Source organism: Sphingobium sp. HWE2-09, from assembly GCF_035989265.1.
In the GTDB taxonomy this organism is placed as follows: Bacteria; Pseudomonadota; Alphaproteobacteria; order Sphingomonadales; family Sphingomonadaceae; genus Sphingobium.
The window spans coordinates 767,770-784,355 of sequence record NZ_JAYKZX010000001.1 but is presented as its reverse complement, the minus strand read 5'-3'; the positions used below and the strand labels follow the sequence as shown (position 1 = coordinate 784,355).

The following is a 16,586-nucleotide window of genomic DNA, read 5'->3' as shown; positions in this document are numbered from 1 at the left end:
CACCATCGCATAGCGGCATGAGGGCCGCCCTGACGTTGACGGCCAAGCGCTGTGCGTCTTCGTTGCTGACGCTGTTGCTGGTGTCCGTGACGATCTTCGTCATCGCGCAACTGCTGCCCGGCGACGCGGCGCAGGAAGCGTTGGGGCAGAGCGCGACGCCGCAACAAGTGGCAGCGTTGCGACATGAGATGGGTCTCGATCGACCTGCCTATGTTCGGTACGGCAGTTGGTTGACCGGCATGGTGAGCGGCGATCCGGGCCAGTCGATGGTCGCCAACATGCCGGTGGCCGACGTGATCGCCGAACGATTGCCCAACAGCCTGCTGCTCGCTGCGCTGACCGCATTAGTGGCGGTGCCGGTGGCGCTGGCGATCGGCATCGGGTCGGCGATGAACCGGGGTGGGCGGATCGACCGCGCGCTTAATGTCGCGACGCTTTCCATGGTCGCGGTGCCGGAGTTTCTGGTGGCGACGATCGCGGTGCTGATCTTTTCGGTGAAGCTACGCTGGTTGCCGTCCATCGCTTTGGCGTCCGAAGAGATGAAATGGGGCGACTATCTGCGCGGGGTCGCCATGCCGATCCTGACGCTGAGCGTCGTGGTGATCGCGCAGATGGCGCGGATGACGCGGGCGGCGGTGATCGACCAGATGGACCGGCCTTATGTCGAGATGGCGGTGCTGAAGGGCGTGGCGCCGGTGCAGGTGGTGCTCAAGCATATCATGCCCAATGCGATCGCGCCGATCGTCAACGCCATGGCGCTGAGCCTGTCCTACCTGCTGGGCGGGGCGGTGATCGTGGAGACGATTTTCAACTATCCCGGCCTTGCCAGCCTGATGGTCAATGCCGTCACCAGCCGCGACATGCCGTTGTTGCAGGCGTGCGCGATGATATTTTGCGCCGCCTATCTAATCCTGATGCTGATCGCGGATGTGACCGCGATCTTGGCCAACCCCAGGTTGCGGGCGCAATGATGGCTAATGTTTTCCAACGGGCCAAAGTCCTGCCGCTGTCGGGCAAGGTTGGGCTGATGCTGGTCGTCTTCTGGTTGCTCGTCGCCCTGTTCGGGCCGATGCTGGCGCCCTACCCTGTCGGTGCCTTCGTCGCCTATGACGTGTTCGACGGGCAATCCGCCGCGCACTGGCTGGGCAGCGACTATCTGGGCCGCGATGTGCTGAGCCGGTTGCTGTCGGGCGCACGCTATACGGTGGGGCTGGCGGCGGCGGCGGCGTTGCTGGCGAGCGCGACCGGCACGGCGCTGGCGCTGACGGCGGCGGTCGGCGGAGCCAGGGTGGACGAGCCTTTGTCCCGCTTCATGGACATGTTGATTTCGATCCCGTCCAAGATTTTCTCGCTGGTACTGGTCGCCGCCTTCGGATCGTCGCTGCCGTTGCTGCTGCTGATCGCGGCGATCACCTATGTGCCGGGCAATTATCGCATCGCCCGCGCGCTGGCAGTCAATCTGGCGCAGATGGATTATGTGCAGGTGGCCAAAGCGCGGGGCGAAGGGCGGTTCCATATCGCCATCGCGGAGATTTTGCCCAATATGATCCACCCGCTGCTGGCCGATTTTGGATTGCGCTTCGTGTTCATCGTGCTGCTGCTGTCGGGGCTGTCCTTCTTGGGGTTGGGCGTGCAGCCGCCCGACGCGGACCTTGGGTCGCTGGTGCGGGAGAATATTTCGGGGCTGGGCGAAGGGGCGCTGGCGATACTGGCGCCCGCGGTGGCGATCGCGACGCTGACCGTGGGCGTCAACCTGCTGATCGACGCGCTGCCGGGACAGGGGAAAGGCCGATGAACGACACGCCCCATGTCGAGGTGAAAGGCCTGACCGTCACGGCGCGCAATGCGGCGGGCGAGAGCTTTCCGATCGTCAGCGGCATCGATTTCGCGTTGCGTCGCGGCGAGGTGCTGGCGCTGATCGGGGAGAGCGGGTCGGGCAAGACGACGATCGCGCTGACGCTGCTGGGTCATGCGCGACCGGGCGCCACTATTGCGGGCGGATCGATCCGCGTGGGCGAAGCCGAGATCACGACGCTGAATCGCAGCGCGCTGGCGCAGCTGCGCGGCAATCGCATCGCCTATATCGCGCAGAGTGCCGCGTCGGCGTTCAACCCGTCGCGCACGATCATGGACCAAGTCATCGAACCGGCGCTGATCCATGGCCTGATGCCGCGTGGGCAGGCCGAGGCGAAGGCGGTGACGCTGTTCCGCGCGCTGGCCCTGCCCTTCCCCGACACGATCGGTTCGCGGTATCCGCACCAATTGTCAGGCGGGCAATTGCAGCGGCTGATGGCGGCGATGGCGCTGATCACCGATCCCGAACTGGTGATTTTGGACGAGCCGACCACGGCGCTGGACGTCACCACCCAGATCGAGGTGCTGCGCGCGTTCAAGGCGGTGGTGCTGGAGCGCGGCGCGACCGCCATCTATGTGTCGCACGACCTAGCCGTCGTGGCGCAGATGGCCGACCAGATCGTCGTGCTGAACCAGGGGCGCATTCGCGAGGCCGGAGCCGCGGCGCAGATACTGCACGCACCGGCCGACGATTATACCAAGACGTTGATGGCGGCCGCCCGACCGGCGATCCGCCCTGCCCCGGCCAAGGCCGACCTGCCCGCCGCGCCGCTGCTGGAAATACGGGGGATGACGGCGGGCTATGGCAAGATCGGCAAGGATGGCCGACCGCGCGTGCCGGTGCTGCGCGACATCAACCTGACGATCGAGCGCGGCGCGACGCTGGGCGTGATCGGCGAGAGCGGATCTGGCAAATCGACCATCGCGCGGGTCATCGCCGGTCTGCTGCCACCTGCAAGCGGACAGGTACTGCTGGATGGCGAGCCGCTACCGCCCGGATTGCAGGGGCGCAGCCGGGACCAGTTTCGCCGCGTCCAACTGGTGTTCCAGAATGCCGACACCGCGCTCAACCCCGCCCATCGGGTGGGGCAGATATTACAGCGGCCGCTGGCTTTCTACCATGGGTTGAAGGGCAATGCCGCGCATCTGCGCGTGCTGGAGCTGCTGGACCTGATCCGTTTGCCCGCCAGCCTGATCGACCGGCCGATCGGTGGGCTGTCAGGCGGGCAGAAGCAGCGGATCAACCTGGCCCGCGCGCTGGCCGCCGATCCGCAATTGATCCTGTGCGATGAGGTCACGTCGGCGCTGGATACGGTGGTGGGCGCGGCGATATTGGAGTTGATGGCGGAACTGCGCCGGGAACTGGGCATCGCGACGATGTTCATCAGCCATGATATATCGACGGTGCGGGCGATCTGCGACGATATATTGGTGCTCTATGCGGGTACTATGGTGGAGACGGGGCCACGCGCGGCGTTCGCTGCCGCGCCCTATCATCCCTATACCGACCTGCTGATCGGGTCTGTGCCGGAAATGCGCGCGGGATGGCTGGAGGAAAGCCATGCCGGAGCCGCGCCGCCGCCGATCGGGCCGATTAGCGACCATCCGGACCTTTGCCGGTTTCTGCCACGTTGCGCCGCGCGGATGGATGGCGTCTGCACCACCACGCCGCCACCGCGCCGTCCACTGGATAAAGGCAGCCGCATCTTGTGCCATTTGGGAGACGAAGGTTTGATCGCGTCATGAGCCGGTTCGTTCGACTGGGGGAAACCGACCGTCCGCCCGTAACCTTGCATGTCGATGGTGCGCCGATCGATGCGCTGGAGGGCGACACGCTGATGGTGGCGCTGTTGAGCCGTGGCGGGACGTTGCGGCAGTCGGAATTCGGGCCGGAAAAACGCGCGGGCTTCTGCCTGATGAGCGCGTGTCAGGATTGTTGGGTGTGGACTGAAAGTGGCGATCGGCTGCGGGCCTGTTCCACCTTGGCCGCGTCGGGCCAGCGCATCCTTACCAGCCAGCCGGAGGCATCATGGCCCAGCCAAATATAATCATCGTCGGCGCCGGGCCTGCCGGTACGCGTGCGGCACAAGCCTGCGTGGCGGCGGGTATTCGCCCCATCGTCATCGATGAGGGGCGGCGCGATGGCGGGCAGATTTATCGCCGCCAGCCCGATCATTTCACCCGGCCTTATGCGAAACTTTATGGCACGGAAGCGGGACGGGCGCAGGCGCTGCACGAGACGTTCGACGGGTTGAAGGAAGCGGTCGATTATCGGCCCGAGACGCTGGTGTGGAATATCGCGGGCAGCCATGTGTGGACGGCGAGTGCGACAGGTCAGGCGGCTTTACCGTTCGACGCATTGCTGTTGTGCACCGGCGCGACCGATCGACTGATGCCCGTCAAGGGCTGGCAGTTTGCGGGCGCATACAGCCTGGGCGGGGCGCAGGTGGCGTTAAAAGCCCAAGCGGTGTCGATCGGGCACAAGGTCGTGTTCATGGGATCGGGACCGTTGCTCTATCTGGTCGCGAGCCAATATGTGGAGGCCGGGGCGAATGTGGCGGCGGTGCTGGATACCTCGCCCTTCAGCGCGCGGGTCAAGGCTTTGCCCGATCTGCTGGCGATGCCGTCCGTCCTGTGGAACGGCGTGGCGCTGACGATGAAGCTGAAGCGCGCGGGCGTGGCAGTGCATAATGGGGTAACGCCAGTCGAGATCATGGGCGATGCCGAAGCGGGCGTTGGCGGCGTGCGGTTTCGGGCGGCGTCGGGTCGGGTTGAGACGATCGCCTGCGATGCGGTGGCGATGGGGCATCATTTGCGACCGGAAACGCAGCTGGCGGATCTGGCGCGTTGTGCCTTTGTCTTCGATCCCGGGACGCGGCAATGGTTGCCCGAGCGTGATGGCGATGGGCGGTCGAGCGTGGCGGGCGTCTATCTGGCGGGTGACGGCGCGAAGATATTGGGCGCCCGGTCGGCGGAGGCGAGCGGACGATTGAGCGCACTGGCGGCGCTGGGCGATCTGGGGTTGCCGGTCGATAAAGGCGAGATGTCGTCCTTGCGCGGGGATGTCGCCACTTATGCCAAGTTCGCGCGGGGGCTGGCGACGGCCTTTCCCTGGCCGGTGGCGCAGGCGGCCGCCCTGCCCGACGACGCGATCTTGTGTCGCTGCGAGGGCGTAACGGCTGGCGACCTGCGCGCGGTGATGCGGGAGACGGGCGCGCAGGAGGCGAACCGGGCCAAGGCGTTCAGCCGGGTCGGCATGGGCCGGTGCCAGGGGCGCTATTGCGGGCTGGCGGCGGCGGAACTGATCGCGGCGGAGAGCGGCGTGCCGTTGGAACAGGTGGGACGCCTGCGGGGTCAGGCGCCGGTCAAACCGCTGTCCGTCGGCGTTGGAGAAGAGTCATGAGCGCGGCGAGCGACGTCATCATAGTGGGCGGCGGGCTGATGGGATCATCCGCCGCGCTGTTCCTGCGTGGGCATGGCATGTCGGTCACGTTGCTGGAAACCGACCTGATCGGGCGGCAGGCAAGCGGCACCAATTTCGGCAATGTCCGGCGGCAAGGACGCGCGATGCACCAGTTGCCGCTCGCCAATCGCGCCATCGCCATCTGGCGCAGGTCGCGAGAATTGCTGGGCGCGGATATCGAATATCTCCAGTCGGGGCATATCCGCGTCTGCTATCGCGAGCGGCCCGAACTGGTAGGATCGATGGAGGATTATGCCGCGCAGGCGCGCCACGAAGGTCTGGACCTGGAATTGTTGAGCGGCAATGCGCTGCGCGACCGGTTTCCGTTCTTTGGCGCCGATGTGCTGGCCGGTTCCTATTCGCCGACCGATGGCCATGCCAATCCGCGGCTGGCCGCTCCGGCCTTTGCGCGGGCGGCGGAGCGACTGGGCGCGGTGATCCACGAGAATACGAAGATCGTGGACGCGCAGAAGGTGGGCGAGGATTTCATCGTTACGGCGGCGGACGGGCGGACGTTCCGCGCGCCGTTGCTGCTGGTGACGGCGGGCGCGTGGGGCAATGCGCTGTCCTCGCAGTTCGGCGAGCCGGTGCCGATCGTGCCCAAGGGGCCGAATATGAGTGTCACCGAACCTGTGCCCTATGCGATCGCGCCTGCGGTCGGCGTGATGACGCCGGTCGAGGAGGAAACGGTCTATTTCCGGCAGGTGGCGCGCGGCAATATCGTGCTGGGCGGCAGCACACGCGGCCCATCCTTTCCCGACCGATATCGCGCCTATGTCGAGCCGCAAAATACGCTGAGCCAGTTGAAGCAGATCCGGCGGTTGGCGCCGTCGCTGGGGAAGCTCAACATCATCCGGGTCTGGTCCGGCATCGAGGGTTATCTGCCCGACAGCCAGCCGGTGATGGGACCGAGCGCGACGACCAGCGGGCTATATTATGCGTTCGGCTTTTCCGGGTCGGGATTCCAGATCGGGCCGGGCGTGGGCGAGACGATGGCGGAGATGATCGCGAAGGGGGGACGGATATTCCGTTGGCGCCTTATCGGATCGGGCGGTTTGCCGAGAGCTAATTCGTACGGTAACAGCTTGGCATGTCTTCACAAATAGGATTAAGTATGATTTGTGAGGAGAATGGTCATGTCCACAATCGAGCGGATGACGGTGACGATGCCTGCCGAAATGGCGGCTTTCGTCAAAAGCGTGGTTGAAACTGGGGACTATGCGTCCACCAGCGAAGTGGTGCGTGAGGCGATCCGCGATTTGAAGACAAAGCGCAGCCAGCATGTCCAGCAATTAGAAGCGTTGCGGAGCGACATCGACAAGGGTCTGGCCGATATCGCCGCCGGTCGCGTCAAGCCGTTCGATGCCGACGCCATCATCGCACGCGGGAGGACGCTATTAGCCGATACCTGATCCGCCTGACCGACACGGCGGAAGGCGATCTGGCGGATATCTGGTTTCATATCGCCATGGAGGTATCGGAAGACCGCGCGACCCGCTATATCCGATCGCTGCAATCCGCGTTGGCGCGGTTGGAGTACTTCCCGTTATCCGGCCCGCCGCGCGATCATCTGGCGGTCGGGCTGCGGGTGTTGGTCCATGGTTCCTATGCCGCCTACTATCAGTTTTCCGGCCAAGAGATCGTGATCGTGCGCGTCGTTCACGGCGCACGCGACCTGGATGCGCTGGCCGCGGGCGATGGGTTTATGTGACGCGACGTTAAAACTCGATCAACGCCACCTTGATCTTCAGGTTCGCCATATAGGCTTCGCGGCCCAGATCCTTGCCGATGCCCGATTGTTTATAGCCGCCCGTCGGCAGGATGAAGTCGTTGCTGCGGCCGTAGCGGTTGACCCAGATGGTGCCGGCTTCCAACGCGCGGGTGGCACGCAGGGCGCGGTTGAGGTCGGCGGTGTGGACGCCGGCGGCCAGGCCATAGTCGCTGTCGTTCGCCAGCGCATAGGCTTCGTCGTCGTCGGCAAAGGTCTGGACGGTCAGGACCGGGCCGAAGATTTCACCCTGCACCACTTCGCTTTTCTGATCGACATTGGCGAGCAGGGTCGGGGCGAAATAGCTTCCATCCTGTGGCGCGGTGGCACTGCCGCCGCCGGTCAGCGCTTCCGCGCCAGCGGCGATAGCGCGACCGACGATGCCGTCCATCCGGTCGCGCTGCCCTTCGGAAATGATCGGTCCCAACGTCGTGTCCGCCGCCCAGGTCGGTCCCGCCTTATGCGCGGCGAAGGCGGTCAAGATGCGGTCGATCACCTGATCGGCGACCTTGTCCTGCACGAGCAGGCGCGATCCTGCGACGCAGACCTGGCCTGCGTTTAAGGTGATGGCGCGGGCGACGAGGGCCGAGGCCTTTTCGAGCGCCGCATCCGCGAAGATGACCTGTGGGCTTTTGCCGCCCAGTTCCAGCGTTACAGGCTTCGGCCCGGTTTGCGCGCAGGCGGCCATGATGGCAGCGCCGGTGCGGGTCGATCCGGTGAAGGTGACCTTTGCGACCTCCGGGCGGCGTACCAGTGGGTCACCGACGCTGCGACCATCGCCCTGCACGATGTTGAAAATGCCAGCCGGCAGCCCCGCTTCGATCGCCAGTTCGGCGAGGCGCACGATGCTGAAGGGCGTCATTTCGGACGGTTTGAGGACGATGCTGTTGCCCGCGGCGATGGCGGGCGCGATCTTCCACCCTGCCATCACCAGTGGCAGGTTCCACGGCGCGATCGCGGCGACGACCCCATAGGGTTCGGTGATGGTGAGGCCGAGTTTGTCGGGCGTGGTGGCCGCCACTTCGCCGCCGACTTTGTCCGCCCATTCGGCGAAGAAGCGGATAGTTTCGGCGGTGTAGCTCAAGTCCCAGGCGTTGATTTCCTTGAGCATCCGGGTCGACCCCAGCGCTTCGAGCGGGGCCAGGGTGGCGGCATCCGCTTCGATCAGGTCGGCCCAGCGGCGCATCACCTTCATCCGGGCGCGGGGATCGCTTTGCGCCCAGCCGCTGGTCTTGTAGGCACGCTGGGCGTCCTCGACCGCGTGACTCAACTGGTTCGCATCGACGCTGTCGAGTTCGGCCTGGACGCGTCCGTCCGATGGCCGCCGCACGGTTATCGAAGGGCCGCGTCCTGCGACGCGGCGGCCGCCGATGAAATTATTCGCTTGCGGCAGGATGATCTGATCGGGGTCGAAAGCGTCCACGCCATGCTACTCCTTGTCCGCGCTTCCCGACATAATAGGCAGGCGGGACGGCATTTGTTGCAGTTGCACGGGAAAATACGCGCGATAATCTTCCAAAATCGGGGCGAAGGCGGCAGCCAATGCTTGACGCACGATCCTAATGTCCCGCCCACGGATTGAGGTAGAGCAGGCGGACGTTCCTTTTCCGCCGAGGAGCAAGAGGCATGGCGACAGATATAGAGGCGATGGTGACGTTGCGGCGGATGACCGCGGACGATCTGGCCGCCGGCCATATGCTATCGAGCGAGCAGAAATGGCCCCACCGCATCGAGGATTGGGAGATATTGTTCGGCCTCGGCTTTGGCTATGTGGTCGAGCGCGACGGTGAAGTGATCGGCACTGCCATGGCGTGGCTCTATGGCGCGGATGCCGCGACGCTGGGGATGGTGATCGTGTCCCCCCGCGCGCAGGGCATGGGGCTGGGGCGGCGGCTGATGGAAGCGGTGCTGGGCGACCTAGACGGTCGCACCGTCCTGCTGAACGCCACGGAAGAAGGCGCGCCGCTCTATCGTAAGCTGGGGTTCGAACCCTATGGTCCGGTGTTCCAGCATCAGGGCGCGGCCTTTGCAGTGCCAATGGCGGAACTGATCCCCGACGAGCGAGTGCGGCCGCTGGGGGTGAAGGATATGCCGACGCTGCGTGACCTGGCGCGGCGCGCTTCGGGCATGGATCGCGATGCGCTGCTCGACGCGCTGGTGCCGGGCGCGCAGGGCGTGGTGCTGACGCGCAACAACGAACCGGTGGGCTTTGCGCTGTTCCGCCGGTTCGGCCGGGGCTATGTCGTCGGGCCGACGATCGCGCCCGATACGGGCGGGGCGAAGGCGCTGATTTCCCATTGGCTGGGGTCCAATAGCGGCATGTTCTGCCGACTGGACGTGCCGGAAGAAAGCGGCCTGGGCGGCTGGCTGGACGAACTGGGGCTGCCCTGTGTCGGCCGGGTGATGCGCATGATGCGCGGCCCGGCGCCCGCGAGCGATCCGTCGATCACGACCTTCTCTCTGACCACGCAGGCGCTCGGATGACCCTTATCCTCAACAACCCCGCCCTGTTCGTTCAGCAAGCCTATATTGGCGGGCAATGGACGGGCGCGGCGTCCGGCGCGACGCTGGACGTGGACAATCCGGCGACCGGGGCGATCATCGGCACCGTGCCCGATTGCGGCGAGGCCGATACGCAGGCGGCAGTCGATGCAGCGCAGGCGGCGTGGCCCGCATGGCGCGCGAAGACTGCCGGGGAACGGGCCAACCTGCTGGAACGCTGGTATGCGCTGGTGATGGACAATGTGGCCGATCTGGGCCGCATCATGACCGCCGAACAGGGCAAGCCCATAGCGGAATCCGAAGGCGAAATCCGTTACGCGGCGAGCTTCATCAAATGGTTCGCCGAAGAAGGCCGCCGGATCGACGGCAGCATCATCCCCGCCCCCGAAGCCAATCGGCGCATATTGGTGATGAAGGAGCCGGTCGGCGTGTCGGCGGCGATCACACCATGGAATTTCCCGGCGGCGATGATCACCCGCAAATGCGCGCCCGCGCTGGCAGCGGGATGCCCGGTGGTGGTCAAGCCTTCGGAATTGACGCCCTATACCGCGCTGGCGCTGATCAAGCTGGCGGAAGAAGCAGGATTTCCCAAGGGGGTGATCAACATCGTGACCGGGCAGGCGGCGCCGATCGGCGCGGTGCTGACCGGCAGCGAGACGGTGCGCAAATTGTCCTTCACCGGATCGACGCGCGTGGGCGCGCTGTTGATGCGGCAGAGCGCCGACACGATCAAGCGGTTGAGCCTGGAACTGGGCGGCAATGCGCCGCTGATCGTATTCGACGATGCCGATGTCGACTTGGCGGTCGCGGCGGCGATGGCGAGCAAGTTCCGCAATGCGGGCCAGACCTGCGTCTGCGCCAACCGCATATTGGTGCAGGACGGCATTCACGATGCTTTCGCTGAGAAGCTGGCCAAAGCGGTATCGGCCCTGAAGATCGCGCCGGGCGATCAGGACGGCAGCACGATCGGGCCGTTGATCAACCGGGCGGCGGTGGAAAAGGTCAGGGCGCATGTCGACGATGCGCTGGCCCATGGCGCGACGCTGTTCGCGCAGGCGCCCGAAGGCGCGACCGGCGACCGTTTCGCCACGCCCGTCATCCTGACCGGCGCAACCCGCGACATGCGGCTGGCGGGCGAAGAGACGTTCGGCCCGGTGGCGCCGCTGTTCCGCTTCACCCATGAAGAGGAAGGCATCGCCCTGGCGAACGACACGAGTTTCGGCCTGGCCGCATATTTCTACACCGAAAATCTGCATCGCGCCTTTCGCGTGGGCGAGCGGCTGGAGGCGGGCATGGTGGTGCTCAATACCGGCGGCATGGCGATGGAGATGGCGCCCTTTGGCGGGATCAAGCAATCGGGCCTGGGCCGCGAGGGTGCCCATGCCGGGATCGAGGAATATCTGGAAACCAAGGCGTTCCATATTGGCGGGCTGAAACTGTAACGCAGCATGTTCCCGCGCAGGCGGGAACCTGACCCGCCGTCCGAATTGGGTTCCCGCCTTCGCGGGAACACGTCCGTCATAAAGGATGTATCATGCGCAACTATTCCATTTCCGTCATTCCCGGCGACGGCATCGGCAAGGAAGTGATGCCCGAGGGCATTCGCGTGCTGGAGCGGGCGGCGAGCCTGTACGGCTTTACGATCGAGCAAACGTGGCAGGATTTCGCCTGCTGCGATTATTACGCCAAACATGGGCAAATGATGCCGGACGATTGGAAGGACCGGATCGGCAAGCCCCACGCGATCTTCTTCGGCGCTGTGGGGTGGCCCGATACGGTGCCGGATCATGTGTCGCTGTGGGGATCGCTGCTCCAGTTCCGGCGCGAATATGATCAATATGTCAATCTGCGCCCCGTGCGGTTGATGCCCGGCGTGCCGTGCCCGCTGGTAGGGCGCGAACCGGGGGACATCGATTTCTGGGTGGTGCGGGAAAATACCGAGGGCGAATATAGTTCGGTCGGCGGCAAGATGTTCCCCGGCACCGATCGCGAAATCGTGATTCAGGAAACGGTGATGACGCGGCATGGCACCGACCGGGTGTTGCGCTATGCGTTCGATCTGGCGGCGACGCGGGAGCGCAAGCATGTCACGTCGGCGACCAAGTCCAACGGCATCGCCATCACCATGCCCTGGTGGGACGAGCGGGTGGAGGCGATGGCGAAAAACTATCCGACCGTCACCCATGACAAATATCATATCGACATTTTGACCGCGCAGTTCGTGCTGAACCCCGACCGGTTCGACGTGGTGGTGGCATCCAACCTGTTCGGTGACATCCTGTCCGACCTTGGCCCCGCCTGCACAGGCACGATCGGGGTGGCGCCGTCGGGCAATATCAACCCGGACGGCACGCATCCTTCGCTGTTCGAGCCGGTGCATGGATCGGCCCCGGATATCGCCGGGAAAGGCATTGCCAATCCGGTGGGGCAGATCTGGTCGGCGGCGATGATGCTGGAGCATCTGGGCGAAGCGGAGGCCGCCGCTGCGATCATGCGCGCGGTGGAGACGGTGTTGGCGGAACCGGGGCTGCGGACCGGGGATTTGAAGGGGACGGCCAGTACCGTGGAGTGCGGGAAGGCGATTGCCGAGGCGTTGGACTGAGTGGGCTCGACTACGCTCGAAGCGAACGGGTCGCGGGAAGGATGCCCTCGCTTAACTTCGCACATTTCCCGCTGATTTCGACATTTTGTTGCGCTGGCTTAGTCCTATCGAAAAGTGGCAGAAAGGTTGCGTGTTCCCGCGCGGGCGAACCCAGTTCAGACCGTCGGACTGGGTTACCGCCTGCGCGGTAACACACTCGTTAGCAAAGCAGGTGCGGTGTAGGACAGCGGCATATTATGCTGCGTCGGTTGGCGATTAAGCGCGGCGATGGTCGCAATCTGCCCCATATCGGGCTTTGCGCCTGCGGCATGAGGATAGGCTGGGTCCATAACCACCATGGCGAGCAACCCGACGATGCACCAATCCAACCGATCCCTGCTGGACATCGACCGCGATCATCTGATCCATTCCGTCACGTCCTTCCGCGCGCATGAAGCGCGTGGCGCGACCATGTTGCAAAGCGGCAAGGGCATGTGGCTGACGGACATGGACGGGCGCGAAGTGCTGGATGCGTTTGCGGGATTGTGGTGCGTCAATGTCGGCTATGGGCAGGACAGTATTGTGGAGGCGGCGGCCGAGCAGATGCGCCGCCTGCCCTACGCCACGGGCTATTTCCATTTCGGCAGCGAGCCCGCGGCCCTGCTGGCGCAGAAGTTGGTTGCGCTTAGTCCCGAGGGGCTGGACCATGTCTATTTCACGCTGGGCGGGTCGGACGCGGTGGACAGCGCGATCCGTTATATCACCCATTATTTCAATGCCATCGGCAAGCCCGCCAAGAAACAATGCATCGCGCTGGAGCGCGGCTATCATGGATCGAGCAGCACCGGCGCGGGGCTGACGGCGCTTAGCAATTTCCATCGCGGGTTCGATCTGCCTTTGCGCTGGCAGCATCATATCGCGTCGCCCTACCCCTATCGCAGCGACCTGGAAGGCGATGACGCCGCGATCATCGCGCGATCGGTGCAGCAGTTGAAGGACAAGGTGGCGGAATTGGGCGCGGGCAATGTCGCGGCCTTCTTCTGTGAGCCGATCCAGGGATCGGGCGGCGTGATCGTGCCGCCGGTCGGCTGGCTCAAAGCCATGCGGCAGGCGTGCGATGAACTGGACATATTGCTGGTCGCCGATGAGGTGATCACCGCGTTCGGGCGCACGGGGCCGATGTTCGCGTGCGAGGCGGAGGATGTGACGCCGGACCTGATGACCGTCGCCAAGGGGCTGACCGCCGGTTATGTGCCGATGGGCGCGCTGTTGATTTCGGACAAGGTGTATCAGGGCATTGCCGACGGCGCGGCGGCGGACGTGGTGATCGGCCATGGCGCGACCTATTCGGGCCATCCCGTCAGCGCGGCGGTGGGGCTGGAGGTGCTGCGCCTCTATACCGAGGGCGGCATATTGGCGAACGGGCAGCGGGTCGCGGCGCGCTTCGACGCGGGACTGGCGGGCCTGGCCGATCATCCGCTGGTGGGCGACACGCGCGGGCGCGGTTTGCTGGGCGCGATCGAATTGGTGGCGGACAAGGGGACGAAGGCGCGGTTCGACCCGGCGCTGAAGGTCGCCGACCGGCTGTTCGCCGATGGCTATGCCAATGGCGTCATTTTCCGCGCCTTTGCCGACACTATCATCGGCCTGGCCCCGGCGCTGTGCGCGTCGGACGGGGAGATGGGCGAGATATTTGCGCGCATACGGAAAACGCTCGACGGACTGCTCGAACAGGCGGATATTCGCGCGGCGCTGGGATAAGAGACGGGGAGCAAGGCATATGTTGGGCGGACCCAGACTGGACAGGATCGACCTGAAAATCCTGACGCAGCTTCAGATGTCGGGCCGGATCACCAATGTCGAACTGGCCGATGCGGTCGGCCTGTCGCCTAGCCCCTGTTTGACGCGGGTCAAGCGGCTGGAAAAGGCTGGCTATATCACCGGCTATGGCGCGCATATCAATCTGCACAAGCTGGGCGAATATCTGACCGTCTTTACCGAAGTGACGCTGACCGAACATCGCGCGGGCGACTTTTCCCGGTTCGAGACGCGTATTCGCAAGCTGGACGAGATTGTGGAGTGCCATCTGGTCAGCGGCGGATATGATTATCTGCTGAAATTCGTGACGCGCGGCGTGGCGCATTATCAGTCCATCGTCGAGGGGATGCTGGAAAGCGATTACGGCATCGAAAAATATTTCAGCTATGTCGTGATCAAGTCGCCTTTCATAAAGCATCATTATCCGATCCAGCATTTATTTGGCGAACAGCGGTAGCTTTGAAGTAGGGCGTGTTCCCGCGCAGGCGGGAACCCAGTTGAAACGGTGGGACTGGGTTCCCGCCTGCGCGGGAACACCATAGTTTATGACCGACATCACCGACCTGATCGAACCGCTGATCGCGTTCCGGCGCGATATTCATGCGCATCCTGAACTGGGCTTTTGCGAGCATCGCACCGCGGCACGGATTGCCGAGCAATTGCGCGCGCTGGGGCTGGAGGTGCATGAGGGGATCGGGCGTACAGGGGTCGTGGGCGTGCTGCGCAACGGTACGTCTTCGCGCAGCATCGGGTTGCGGGCGGACATGGACGCGCTGCCGATCCAGGAGCAGACCGATCTGCCCTATGCCAGCACGACGCCCGGCACTTTTCATGGCTGCGGGCATGACGGGCATGTGGCGATGCTGCTGGGTGCTGCGCAGCATTTGGCGCGCAGCCGTAATTTCGATGGGACGGTCAATTTCTTCTTCCAGCCGGCCGAAGAGGGCCAGGGCGGCGCGCGGGAGATGGTGAACAAGGGGTTGTTCGCGCGTTTTCCGTGCGATCGGGTGTTCGGGCTGCATAATTGGCCTGATCTGCCCGCGGGTACGATCGCGACGCGGCCCGGCCCGATCATGGGCGCGGCGGACAAGTTCGAAATCCGGCTGACGGGGCGCGGCGGCCATGCTGCGATCCCGCAGGACACGCCCGACGCGATTCTTACCGCTGCAGCATTGGTGCAGCAATTGCAGGGGATCGTATCGCGTCGGATTGCGCCGACCGCGTCGGCGGTGCTGTCCATCACGCAGATTCATGGCGGGCATACGCATAATGTGATCCCCGAGTTGGTGACGATATCCGGCACCGTGCGCACGTTCGATCCGGCGGTGCAGGACCGGATCGAAGCGTCGATCCGCGAGATTACGGCGGGCGTCGCATTGGCGGGCGAATTGACTGCGGTGGTCGATTACCAACGCTATTACCCCGCTACGATCAACGATGCGGAAGCGGCGCAGGAAGCGCTGGACGCGGCGGCGACCGTGGGGATGGCGCGACTGGCGCCGGACCCGGCCTTCACATCGGAGGATTTCGCCTTCATGCTGCAGGCGTGCAAGGGCGCCTATATCTGGCTGGGACAGGCGAAGGCGGAGGGCGGCGCGCCGCTGCATAATCCGCATTATGATTTCAACGACGATGTGCTGGGGCTGGGCGTCCGGTTGCATGTGGCGCTGGCGGAGCGGCATTTGGGGTTGCGTGATTGAGGCGTGGTGTTTTCCTGCGCGGGCGGGAATCCAGTGGAGACGGTGGGACTGGGTTCCCGCCTGCGCGGGAACACGCGGGACGTTGATTAGAGGCTGAAGCCGAAGCCGATGATCGCCATGGTCGATTGCCGCGTTTCGCCCTGTTCGCGGGCGAGGCGGCGGGTGCCGCCTAGCAGTCGTTCATGGACGAGTGCGGTGTAGATGTTGAGCTTGGGCGTCAGGCGATAACGCAGGCGTAGCGTGCCTTCTCCTTCGGTAAAGCCGGATCGCACGGCTTCGGCGGCGACGCTCCTGGCCGACCAGCCGACGCCGATGCGCGGTTCCAGATAGAGGCGATCGGTGATGGGCAGTTGATAGACGATCTGGGCTTCGCCGGTCAGGCGGCCCTTGTCGGACAGGAAGGCGTAGCTTTCCCAGCTTAGGCGGGTGCCGACATTGCCCTGAACGCCGATGATGGCGTGGATGTCGCGCGGATGCGGGGTGACATCCTTGCGTATGCCGACCAGCAATGTCGTATTGCCGATGCTGTGGCCGTAGAAGAGCCGGGCCTGCACTTCATCGATCTGGTTGCCGAGTGCGCCGCCGCCCTGGGTCACGAGCATCAACTGGTCGGTGGCGTTGCCGAGCGAAAAGGTGCCGTCCCACAGGAAGACATCGTCGCCCTTGCCCGCGCGCAGTTCGATGAGGTCGAAGCCGCCGCTGAGCGTCCATTGCTGCGTGTCGTCCTGCGCAGCCGCTGGGGTGGCTGCGAGAAGGGCGCATAGGAATGGAAGAAAGCCCAGACAGGCGGAACGCAGCATCTACCCTGATCCGTTTTTCGGTATCGGATCGAAGAGTAATCGGCGGGCGCGGTGCCATCGTGCGAAGCCGGACGCCGCGCGCTGTGTTGATCGCTAATTA

The 16,586-nt window shown here is 64.5% G+C and carries 16 protein-coding genes; 14 read left to right on the top strand and 2 right to left on the bottom strand.

Annotated features, from left to right (window positions below; all coding sequences use genetic code 11):
• Positions 1–17 precede the first annotated feature (17 nt).
• From U5A89_RS03635 to U5A89_RS03600, 8 genes are read left to right on the top strand one after another with little or no spacing between them, the layout of a single operon-like run.
• On the top strand, positions 18–971 hold the full coding sequence (locus U5A89_RS03635) for an ABC transporter permease (protein ID WP_338159808.1): 954 nt from the start codon (positions 18–20) through the stop codon (positions 969–971).
• Positions 968–1,795, top strand: coding sequence for an ABC transporter permease (locus tag U5A89_RS03630; protein WP_338159807.1), 828 nt, complete (start codon positions 968–970; stop codon positions 1,793–1,795). The genes U5A89_RS03635 and U5A89_RS03630 overlap by 4 nt, the downstream gene beginning before the upstream one ends.
• A complete protein-coding gene (locus U5A89_RS03625) occupies positions 1,792–3,600 on the top strand; it encodes an ABC transporter ATP-binding protein (RefSeq protein WP_338159806.1) in 1,809 nt (602 codons plus the stop codon). Before U5A89_RS03630 ends, U5A89_RS03625 begins: the two co-directional genes overlap by 4 nt.
• Positions 3,597–3,902 (top strand): (2Fe-2S)-binding protein, encoded by a 306-nt coding sequence (locus U5A89_RS03620; protein ID WP_338159805.1) that lies wholly within the window; start codon positions 3,597–3,599, stop codon positions 3,900–3,902. Before U5A89_RS03625 ends, U5A89_RS03620 begins: the two co-directional genes overlap by 4 nt.
• Positions 3,884–5,257, top strand: coding sequence for an FAD/NAD(P)-dependent oxidoreductase (locus tag U5A89_RS03615; protein ID WP_338159804.1), 1,374 nt, complete (start codon positions 3,884–3,886; stop codon positions 5,255–5,257). The genes U5A89_RS03620 and U5A89_RS03615 overlap by 19 nt, the downstream gene beginning before the upstream one ends.
• Positions 5,254–6,423: an NAD(P)/FAD-dependent oxidoreductase gene (locus U5A89_RS03610; RefSeq protein ID WP_338159803.1), complete on the top strand. Its 1,170-nt coding sequence runs from the start codon at positions 5,254–5,256 to the stop codon at positions 6,421–6,423. The genes U5A89_RS03615 and U5A89_RS03610 overlap by 4 nt, the downstream gene beginning before the upstream one ends.
• A gap of 30 nt (positions 6,424–6,453) precedes the next feature.
• Entirely contained in the window at positions 6,454–6,729 is a 276-nt protein-coding gene (locus U5A89_RS03605; protein WP_338159802.1) for a type II toxin-antitoxin system ParD family antitoxin, read from the top strand.
• Complete coding sequence (locus U5A89_RS03600; protein WP_338160161.1) at positions 6,714–7,028, top strand: type II toxin-antitoxin system RelE/ParE family toxin; 315 nt, start codon at positions 6,714–6,716, stop codon at positions 7,026–7,028. The genes U5A89_RS03605 and U5A89_RS03600 overlap by 16 nt, the downstream gene beginning before the upstream one ends.
• A 7-nt stretch (positions 7,029–7,035) precedes the next feature.
• Here the strand turns inward: U5A89_RS03600 and U5A89_RS03595 are convergent, their stop codons facing one another.
• Positions 7,036–8,508: an aldehyde dehydrogenase family protein gene (locus U5A89_RS03595; RefSeq protein WP_338159801.1), complete on the bottom strand. Its 1,473-nt coding sequence runs from the start codon at positions 8,506–8,508 to the stop codon at positions 7,036–7,038.
• A gap of 203 nt (positions 8,509–8,711) precedes the next feature.
• On the opposite strand from U5A89_RS03595, the gene U5A89_RS03590 reads away from it, so the two are divergent.
• The 6 genes from U5A89_RS03590 to U5A89_RS03565 all read left to right on the top strand — a co-directional run bounded on the left by U5A89_RS03590 (position 8,712) and on the right by U5A89_RS03565 (position 15,686).
• The gene (locus tag U5A89_RS03590; RefSeq protein WP_338159800.1) at positions 8,712–9,569 is read left to right on the top strand and encodes a GNAT family N-acetyltransferase; all 858 of its coding nucleotides are present in this window, start codon (positions 8,712–8,714) and stop codon (positions 9,567–9,569) included.
• On the top strand, positions 9,566–11,029 hold the full coding sequence (locus U5A89_RS03585) for an NAD-dependent succinate-semialdehyde dehydrogenase (RefSeq protein WP_338159799.1): 1,464 nt from the start codon (positions 9,566–9,568) through the stop codon (positions 11,027–11,029). Before U5A89_RS03590 ends, U5A89_RS03585 begins: the two co-directional genes overlap by 4 nt.
• A gap of 92 nt (positions 11,030–11,121) precedes the next feature.
• Positions 11,122–12,189, top strand: a complete 1,068-nt coding sequence (locus tag U5A89_RS03580; protein WP_338159798.1) for a tartrate dehydrogenase — start codon at positions 11,122–11,124, stop codon at positions 12,187–12,189.
• 327 nt (positions 12,190–12,516) lie between these two features.
• Positions 12,517–13,929 carry an aminotransferase class III-fold pyridoxal phosphate-dependent enzyme gene (locus tag U5A89_RS03575; RefSeq protein ID WP_445190625.1) on the top strand — a complete coding sequence of 471 codons (1,413 nt, stop codon included), beginning with the start codon at positions 12,517–12,519 and terminating at the stop codon, positions 13,927–13,929.
• 19 nt (positions 13,930–13,948) lie between these two features.
• The gene (locus U5A89_RS03570) at positions 13,949–14,443 is read left to right on the top strand and encodes an Lrp/AsnC family transcriptional regulator (protein ID WP_043149307.1); all 495 of its coding nucleotides are present in this window, start codon (positions 13,949–13,951) and stop codon (positions 14,441–14,443) included.
• A gap of 88 nt (positions 14,444–14,531) precedes the next feature.
• The gene (locus U5A89_RS03565; protein ID WP_338159796.1) at positions 14,532–15,686 is read left to right on the top strand and encodes a M20 aminoacylase family protein; all 1,155 of its coding nucleotides are present in this window, start codon (positions 14,532–14,534) and stop codon (positions 15,684–15,686) included.
• A gap of 86 nt (positions 15,687–15,772) precedes the next feature.
• On the opposite strand, the gene U5A89_RS03560 is transcribed toward U5A89_RS03565, so the two are convergent.
• Positions 15,773–16,486 carry a copper resistance protein B gene (locus U5A89_RS03560; RefSeq protein ID WP_338159795.1) on the bottom strand — a complete coding sequence of 238 codons (714 nt, stop codon included), beginning with the start codon at positions 16,484–16,486 and terminating at the stop codon, positions 15,773–15,775.
• Between the last annotated feature and the right edge of the window lie 100 nt (positions 16,487–16,586).